Origin of the sequence: Marinilabilia sp., assembly GCF_016278715.1 — a bacterium.
Taxonomy (GTDB): domain Bacteria; phylum Bacteroidota; class Bacteroidia; order Bacteroidales; family Marinilabiliaceae; genus Marinilabilia.
In genome coordinates this window covers 1-9,784 of the sequence record NZ_JADQBH010000003.1, presented here as the reverse complement: position 1 = coordinate 9,784, position 9,784 = coordinate 1, and the positions used below count along the sequence as shown (strand labels likewise).

Below are 9,784 nucleotides of genomic sequence, written 5' to 3'. Positions count from 1 at the left end.
TAATAAAAAGCGCTTCCCCGATAATAAAAAATGTTAGGTTCCGGAATAATTATGCTTTTTATTATGGAGGTGCTGTCTATGCGAATTCCGGGAGTAATCCTCAATTTGGCAATGTACTTTTCCTGAATAATAAGTCGGGCAGCAGCGGAGGTGCTGTTTTTTCTGCTGCTCAGGTGAAATTTTATAACTGTGTGTGGTCCGGTAATTATTCCGGTAATTATGGTGGTGCGGTTTATGACAACAGTAGTACCTCTTTGGTGTACAATTCGATTGCCTGGGATAATGAGGCAAGATTGGGATATGATAATTTCCGTTATGGAGTCTCTTCCTTCTATTCCATTTTTAACAATGCTGTTGATCAGAATGGTAATCTTGACCAGGAACCCGGTTTTGTTTCCGTTGAAAAAGCAGATTTCAGGCTGAAGGAGGGTAGCCCGGCCATAAATTCCGGAAATAACGACTACTTGCCGGATTGGTTGATTTCGGATTTCTATGGTAACAGTCGTGTTCTTGAGGATACTCTTGATATTGGAATTGCAGAAGGTGGAGTGGTTGTTCCAACTTTGTTATCTCCTTCGCCGGATTCTGTTTATCATATTAGCAGCGATGAGACTGTTCTCTTTGAATGGACCGTTGAAGATGCATCGGTTTTGGAAAACATTTCGGCGTTTCAACTGGAGTATATCGTTAATAGTGATACGATAATAATTGAAGAGATCGCCGAGCAGCAATATGAAATCGGTGGTTTTCAGCCTAAAGACACTGTATCCTGGAGTGTCAGTTACATCGATGAGCAAGGATTTACCACCTGGTCGTCCAGTTCTTCATTCTTTATTGGAAGAGGACGTCCGGTATTTGTGACATCCGGTGGTACCGGAGATGGTTCTTCGTGGGAAAATGGTATCGATTTAATAGATGCTTTAATTACAGCCGTTCCGGGTGATTCGTTGTGGGTAGCTTCCGGTATTTATACTCCAACAACCACTGCCGACCGGAGTATCTCTTTCGAATTGAGAGATAATGTGAAACTGTATGGCGGTTTTGCCGGAACCGAAAGTTCTTTTGATGAACGTAACTGGAACATCAACCGCACTGTTCTGAGTGGGGATATTGGCGAGACTGAGGTTGCCACAGACAATACTTATCAGGTGGTAAGAATGATCGGAACTTCAGAAAAACCTGTTTCTGCCAAAACCATAATTGATGGAGTTGTGATAGAGGCTGGTTATGCAGATAGCAGTTCTTCCAATGATGGAGGTGGTTTGTTTCTCTTCTGGGCCTCACCTGTTGTAAAAAATGTATGGTTTAGGAATCATTTTTCTTACGATGACGGAGGTGCTGTTTATGGAGATTCAGAAAGCCGGGCTGAGTTTGGCAATGTGATATTTACAAACAATGAATCCGGGGATGATGGCGGTGCTGTTTATTCTTATAGTGGGTTTAAATTTTATAATTGTTTGTGGTATGATAATTATTCAGGTTACTGGGGCGGCGCTGCCCGGGGCAATATGTTTATCATCAACTCAATTGCCTGGAACAATCAAGCTGAAAATGGAAGTAACGACTTTTCAGGGTCTTATACTATAAATAATTCCATTTACCTAAATTCCTCAAATTCAGGTGGTAATCTTTCTGAAAGCCCGGACTTTGTGGATGGTGACAATTCAGATTTCCGTTTAACAGAGAATAGTCCTGCCATCAATAATGGAAAGGCGGATGTTGTGCCTGACTGGTTGACAGAAGACTATTTTGGAAATGCAAGAGTTCTTGAGGATACCATAGATATAGGAGTTGCAGAAGGCTTTGTGATTGTTCCAGTATTGGAGTCACCGGAAGATGGTTCAGTTATTTTCCTCAACGAGAATAGTGAGGTTGTTTTGGATTGGAGCCTTGATGCCTCGGTTTCTGAAAATATATCAGCATATAAACTGGAGTACATTGTTAACAGTCTTGATACGATGCTGATTGATAATATTGCAGAACAACAGTTTACACTTAATGGAATTTCCCCAACCGATTCGGTTAAATGGCGAGTTGCTTATGAAGATAATAATGAACTTTTCAACTGGTCATTAAGTTCTTTATTCACTATTTACAGAGGTCATCCTTTGTTTGTCGTTCCTGATGGAACGGGAGACGGCTCTTCCTGGACTTCGGCAACAAATCTTCAGAATGCACTGGATGTGTCTGTGGCTGGTGATTCTATTTGGGTTGCAGCTGGAACTTACAAACCGACCGATACAGACGATCGAAATATTTCCTTTGAAATAAAGGAGAATGTGAAACTGTTTGGAGGTTTTGCCGGAACCGAAACGACATTTGCCGAACGAAATTTGGTTGAAAATCAGACTATTCTGAGTGGAGATATCGGGGAAGAGGGAGTAGATACTGATAATAGCTATCATGTTCTCCAGATGATTGGTAGCCAGGCAGCGCCAATCACACTTAAGACAGTGGTTGACGGGCTGGTAATTGAAAAAGGTTATGCCGATGAACAATATATGGACGGTGGTGGTCTCCTATTGGAGTGGGCTTCTCCGATTGTAAGAAATGTTTGGTTGCGAGATAATTATGCCCTTGACGATGGCGGAGCTGTTTATGGAGATAATGAAAGCCATGCTCAATATGGAAACGTAATATTCACAAAAAATGAATCAGGAAATGATGGTGGAGCAGTTTATAGTCTTGGTATTATGAAGTTTTACAACTGTTTATGGTATGGAAATATTTCTGGTGCTTATGGTGGGGCTGTTTATAGTGATAATGCAATAGTAAATAACTCTATTGCCTTGGGGAATGTTGCTGAATGGTCCTATAATGATTTTACATATATGGTTGATGTTACCAATTCCATTTACAGCGGAGGTTATAGTGGAGATGGTAATATTTCCCAAAATCCGGATTTTGTCGATCCTTCGAATAATGATTTCAGATTAAAAGAGGGTAGTCCTGCCATTAATGCAGTAAGCACCGAAAACCTTCCCGACTGGTTGGTAACCGACTACTATGGTAATTTCAGAGTAGAGGAAGATACTGTGGATATTGGCGCCATAGAAGGATGGGTTATTACTCCAACTCTTGTGAGTCCTGCGGATAAATCCTGGTTTGAGGCCGACATTACATCAACTACCCTTGAATGGGGTTGGAATGACTCTATCCCCAACAATATTAACGGATTTGCGGTTGAGTATATCATTAATGGTGGTGAGCCACAACTGCTTGAAAACCTGGCTGATTTAGAAACAGAACTGACCGGCTTTCAACCAGCCGATGAGGTTTCATGGCGTGTTGGTAGTCTGGAGAATACCGGTTTTACAAACTGGTCAGAGAGTCGAACCTTTACGGTTTACCGTGATCATCCACTATATGTAAAACCCGGAGCAAGAGGCAATGGTACTTCATGGCTGGATGCAATGGATCTCAAAGATGCAATGGCTATTTCCATTGAGAATGATGAGGTTTGGGTCGCGGCCGGAACATATAAACCTACTGATGGTTCTGAGAGAAATGCCACCTTTGAATTAAAAAATGGTATGAAACTTTATGGTGGTTTTGGCGGTTTCGAATCTTCTGTGGAGGAGCGTGACTGGATGGCCAACGAAACAATACTCAGTGGAGACATTGGCGTGGAAGGAGATGTGAATGACAATAGTTACAATGTTGTGAGAATCAGGGGGACTGAGGACCGCCTATTTGAGGATAATGTTGTGGATGGTTTTATCATAGAAAAAGGTAAAGCTCAGTACGATGGAGGTGGTGTATATATTCGCAGGTCTTCTCCTGAGTTGAGAAATATCTGGTTGAGAGACAATCAGGCTGACAGGTGGGGAGGAGCTGTTTATACAGAAAATGGTAGTAATCCCACGTTTTCTAATGTGTTGTTTGTAAATAACAGTGCTGCATCAGCAGGAGCGGCAGTAATGGCAGCTTCTAGTGCTACTTTCAATAACTGCTTGTGGTATGGAAATACAACAACCGACATAGGTGGAGCTATCTATAAGAACAACTGGGTTTCTGTGGAGGTTAATAATTCCATTGCCTGGAACAATCAGGCTTCATCCGATTCTGATTTTACTTTCACTACCGGAATTGAACACTCTGTTTTTTCGGATGCTGACGGTTCCAATGGAAACATTGCGAAAGATCCTCTTTTTGTGGATGCTGAAAATGATATTTTCCATTTGCAATATGGATCGCCTGCTATTAATGCAGGAGATAATGCCCAGGTTTCTGATGAAGTATTAACCGATTTTGCAGGTTTTGACCGGATTTTCGGGGATAAGGTGGATATTGGCCCGTTTGAATACCTGCAAATTCAACCTGTAGCTCCTGCCAATGGAGGTAGCGGGACGAAGGAATACAGTATGTTGATGATGCTAAATCTTGTTTGGGGAATATCAGACGGTACGATAGAACCACAGACCAACATTCCTTCCGAATTTGAGTATCAGATGAAATTGTGGAAAGTTGGTGATGAGGATAATCTCCTGGAAGATGGTCCTTTCAGTGCACGTAGCGGTATTGATGGAACCAATAACAGCACAATTATTGGTGATCTGGAGTATGGTTCCGCTTATCAATGGACCATTGGACTGGATTACGGTGATCATGTCAATTGGTCTGAGCCATCCACCTTCTACATCGGTCATGATTACACCATTAAGGTAAAAGAGGGTAGTACCGGAACAACAGGAGCTTCATGGGATGATGCTTTTGGGACTTTGCATGAAGCCCTTGATTTTGCTTTACCGGGTGATGAAATTTGGGTAGCTGAAGGAAAATACTATCCTGTAACTCCCGCCGACCCCAATAATGTTACGCAAACGGAACGTGAACAGGCCCTTTCGCTCAAACAGGGAATGATCATTTACGGTGGGTTGGCAGGTGATGAATCCAACGCATTGAATAGAAATCATGTGGAACATCCTGTCATATTGAGCGGTGATATTGGTGTTGACGGTGATGATTCTGATAATAGTATTCATCTTTTTAGAAATGAGTTTGATGCTGGTACTCCGCTCGAACAGGGAGCCGTTATTGAAGGATTCATTTTTGAAGATGCGACAGGAAGTGCCATCTACAATGTGAATGCTTCACCTTCTGTCGAGTTTTCTGTTTTCCGTAACAATATGGGTGATGACGGCGGTGCTGTTTACAATGATGGATCAAGTCCCCGCTTTTTTAATGTTTTGTTCCATGACAATGAGGCTTCCGGGAATGGAGGTGCCATCTATGCCGATGAAAACTCTCAGCCGGAACTCTTGAGTTGTACGGTTGCTCACAACAGGGCCACCAACACCGGCGGATTGTACGGATATTTTGATGTGAAAAACAGTATTGTTTATGCCAACGAAAACGGAGCATTTTCAGATAATGCTTCTCAGGTGGTGTATTCTTGCGTTGAAGGAGGGTACGAAGGAGAGGAGAATATTTCTTATGAACCAATGTGGACCGATCCTGAGAACCGTGATTATTCGTTGAAGGAGTTCTCTCCCTGTATTGAACAGGGTAACAATGAATGGTTCTCCGGACTCTTTGGTTATGACCTGGCTAAAAATTCCCGTACCCATTGGATCAACACCGACATGGGGGCTTTTGAAGCCACAGAAAACGGAAAACTGGAAATTGTGGAAAGCTCTGTTGATACCGATGGACTCACGGATTTTATTAATTCAATAACCATTCGCTTTAATCAGCCTATCGCGATTGATACGACTGTTTCACCTTTAATAAACCCTGTTGTGGATGCAGAACTAAAAGTGTCCCAGGAAGATCCATCCGTGTTGATTATATCGCATCCCGGACTTCAGACTTCCACTGATTATCATTTGGAATTACCTGGAGGTCAGGTTACATTGGCCAACAATGACAAGATTGTCCAGTGGTTTGTGGAATATGATTTTTCCACCAGAGCCTGTGTCCCGGTTGTTTTATCTGTTGAAAATTCGGATGTTGCGGTTTGTCCAAGGGCCTCAGTTTCTTTGGGTGTTGGCATAGAAGGTGATGCGATGGATTATTCCTGGTCTTACAATGATCAGGAAGTCATTGCTCAAGATTCAGACACGCTGTTTATTGAATCGGTGATGGCAGAGAGCCTTGGTTCTTATACTATTGTTGTCAACGATTGGTGTGGTTCCTCTGATGAGGTTACGCTCAATCTTCAGTACAAAGCCGGAACCGAGCTGGTAGTTCCCGAGCCGAAATGGAACACTGTTTTCTTCGTGGACAATTCATCCGGGAACTTATCTGAGTTCAGATGGTATTTTAATGGGGAAGAGGTTTCTCAAAAGCAATATGTAGATGTGAAGTCAATGGGTTATGGAGATTTAACAGTAAGGGCGTTTGATAATGCATCTCAATGTCTGATTTATGGAGAAGTGGAACCGTTGAAGAGTGCTTCTTTGAAATCGGCTGTTGTTTCGCCAAACCCCGTGGTTGCAGGAAATCCTGTTGATATTTTCCTTCCTGTGGTGTCAGAACAATCCAGAATAAGGCTTTATGATATGAGAGGCGGATTACTGATTGACCGGGAATTTGGTGAAAGCAGTATTCTGCAGTTGGAAGATACTGATCTGAGCAGTGGTGTTTACTTGTTGCAGATTGAGTATAACGATGGTTTCATTGAAAACAAGAAACTGATTATTGAATAGAATTTTCTCAGGCAGTTGTTTGGTCATTGAACCGGCAACTGTCTGTTTTTACTCCTTATTTTTTTGAAACAATACCCGAGACTATGTATAAATATATTATTTCTTCTCTGCACATAAAAGGAGTTGTTTTTTCAGTACTACTGTTTATGAGTTTTAATCTGGTAGTTAAAGGGCAGAGCAATCAGACAGCTGATACTTTAAATGTTGAGAATAACAGTTTAAATGAAAACTCTCGTTTTAATCAGAGCGAAACTGCTTCTGAATTAAGACTATTTTCCACCACTATCTTTGTGCATGGAGGAATGTTTGAATGGACTCATTCCAATTCATCTGTTCAGTTGGATCCATTTCTTTCCTTTGGAGGCGGAGTGGCTTTTAATTTCAGGATAGTAAAATGGCTGGAGTTGTCAACGGGTGCCGGTCTTTCTCTGCAAACCACCGAAGGAAGTGTTGCAGAATATTCGGCTACCATGCCCTGGGTTGACAATGAAGGTGATATTTATGAGAAAAGAGTTTCCGCCACCGATGTGGTGGAAACTCAGAAATATACCTGGGCTGAATTTCCTCTTCTGGTACGGGGATTTTACTCTGCCGGCAGATGGGATATTTTTGCTGAGGCGGGTGCCGAATATCGCATTCCTGTGAAAAGTACTTATGAGCAGGAGGGGATGTTCTCTCACCATGGCTTTTATCAGGAATACAATTTGTTGGTGGATAATCTGCCCGACAGGGGTTTTTACAATGATTATCCTAAGTGGGTAGATGCTGCAGATCTTGAGGTGGACAACCTTATTATGCCTTTCGTTGGCCTTGGCGTGGCTTTCCCGGGACGTAATTCTCATCTGTTCTTTGAAGCAAGATATTATTTCCCCGGCAACGATCCTTTTAAAGAAAAGCAGGACATCCTGTTTCCGGGACCTGAAGATAATACCAGTGCTGCCTTGTACCAGAATTTAAGCATCATGAATCAGGGTGATGTTACCCTCTCCGGTTTTAGAGGAATGCTTGGAATTCGGTTTTAATAGCAAAAAGCTAAACAAATCGGGGTGCCTGCTGTTTTTTAATTGAATTTAAAACATTGTTATTATGGCACAATTAGAAGAAGGACAAAAAGCACCCTTATTTTCAGGAAAAAATCAGGATGGAAAAGAGCTTTCACTTGATGATTTTAAAGGTCAGAAAGTGGTGCTTTATTTTTATCCTAAAGACAATACTTCAGGATGTACCGCTGAAGCCTGCAATTTGAATGACAACCTTGAGCAGTTTGCTGAAAAAGGATTCAAAATAATTGGCGTAAGTCCGGACAGTGAAGCATCGCACCGTAAGTTTATCGATAAGCACGGATTGAAATTTGATCTCATCGCTGATACCGATAAAGAAATAATGGAAAAATACGGCGTGTGGGCGGAGAAAAAGATGTATGGGCGAACATACATGGGTGTGGTTCGCACAACTTTTGTGATCGATGAGCAGGGAGTGATAGAGAAGGTTTTTAAAAAAGTAAATACTAAAGAACACTCTGAACAGATTTTTACTGAGTTGAATCTTTAGGGAATTTCTAAGAATAGAAAAATTTATGGTGCAAGAAGTTTTAAGACCCGTAGTCCTGATTCGTTGGGATGAGGATTTTAAAATTTTGGGGTAACGCAGAAGTTTGCATTTTTAGAGGCTACCTTTAATTTTTATGGTTATCTTTATCGGTGAAAACCCAGGCAGAGTGATTTTTTAAATGCTGTTTTTGAGTGGTTTGAATACCTTCTGCAATCAATTCTGATAATAAAACCGTAAAAAAATAGAAATATAGTATGGCCGAACAACAAGAAAAAACGGATAAGAAACAACAGGAAGCCAAGAAAGTGAATGCCGAGAAGCTGAAAGCTCTTCAGCTTACGATGGACAAAATTGATAAGACTTATGGTAAAGGAGCCATCATGCGGATGGGTGAGTCGGTGGCAGATAATGTGCCCTCGTTTTCATCCGGTTCTATTGGTCTTGACCGGGCATTGGGGATAGGTGGATATCCCCGCGGTCGTGTGATTGAGATTTATGGTCCCGAATCATCCGGTAAAACAACATTGGCTATTCATGCCATGGCCGAAGTACAAAAACTGGGTGGGATTGCTGCTATTATTGATGCGGAACATGCATTTGACCGTTTTTATGCTCAGAAACTGGGTGTTGACGTGGAAAATCTTTTGATTTCGCAGCCCGACAACGGTGAGCAGGCGCTGGAAATTGCCGATCAGCTGATTCGTTCTTCTGCCATCGACCTGGTGGTTATTGACTCAGTGGCGGCTTTAACACCTAAGGCTGAGATTGAGGGCGAGATGGGCGAAAACAAAATGGGACTTCAGGCTCGTCTTATGTCGCAGGCGTTGCGCAAATTGACATCAAACATCAGTAAAACAAATACCTGCTGTATTTTCATAAACCAGTTGCGTGAAAAAATTGGTGTGATGTTCGGTAACCCCGAAACGACCACCGGTGGTAATGCACTGAAGTTTTATGCCTCGGTACGTTTGGATATTCGCCGTGTTACCCAGTTGAAAAACGGGGATGAAGTGGTTGGTAACCATACCCGCGTAAAAGTTGTGAAAAATAAGGTAGCACCTCCGTTCCGTAAGGCCGAGTTTGATATCATGTACGGAGAAGGAATCTCCAAAATTGGTGAGATTATTGATATTGGTGTTGAGCATAATGTGATTAAGAAAAGCGGCTCGTGGTTTAGCTACGGAGAGACCAAACTTGGGCAGGGACGTGAAGCGGTAAAAGATGTTATTCGTGACAATCCTGAACTTGCCGAAGAACTGGAACAGAAAATTGTTGCTGCTTTGTCGGAAGAGAAAGTTTAGGTATCATCTTTTGTATAGAATAATCTTCGGGACATTTCTTCAAAAGTCTTGATTTCCTGATACACAATAAAACAGGGCCTGCTGAATTTTCGGCAGGCCCTGCTTGCTTGAAAGGTAATTGAATTCATCAATTTTTAATAATTATCATTGTGATGACTGATCATCTAAAGAAACTTTCCACAAATCTTAAAGGCAACATATTTACTGATGAGCTGGTTCGTACTTTATATGCTACAGATGCTTCGGTATATAAAGAAATGCCGCTTGCCGTTGCTTTTCCAG

The 9,784-nt window shown here is 41.9% G+C and carries 4 protein-coding genes; all 4 read left to right on the top strand.

Going from position 1 to position 9,784, the window contains the following annotated elements; translation table 11 throughout:
- On the top strand, nt 1-6,650 hold a 6,650-nt coding region (locus QZZ43_RS00075), incomplete at its 5' end, for a T9SS type A sorting domain-containing protein (protein WP_291854598.1).
- An 83-nt stretch (nt 6,651-6,733) separates the two neighbouring features.
- On the top strand, nt 6,734-7,672 hold the full coding sequence (locus QZZ43_RS00070) for a hypothetical protein (RefSeq protein WP_291854596.1): 939 nt from the start codon (nt 6,734-6,736) through the stop codon (nt 7,670-7,672).
- A 64-nt stretch (nt 7,673-7,736) separates the two neighbouring features.
- Nucleotides 7,737-8,201 carry a thioredoxin-dependent thiol peroxidase gene (gene bcp, locus QZZ43_RS00065; protein WP_291854592.1) on the top strand — a complete coding sequence of 155 codons (465 nt, stop codon included), beginning with the start codon at nt 7,737-7,739 and terminating at the stop codon, nt 8,199-8,201.
- A 254-nt stretch (nt 8,202-8,455) separates the two neighbouring features.
- Nucleotides 8,456-9,502, top strand: coding sequence for a recombinase RecA (gene recA, locus QZZ43_RS00060; RefSeq protein WP_291854589.1), 1,047 nt, complete (start codon nt 8,456-8,458; stop codon nt 9,500-9,502).
- Nucleotides 9,503-9,784: the final 282 nt, after the last annotated feature.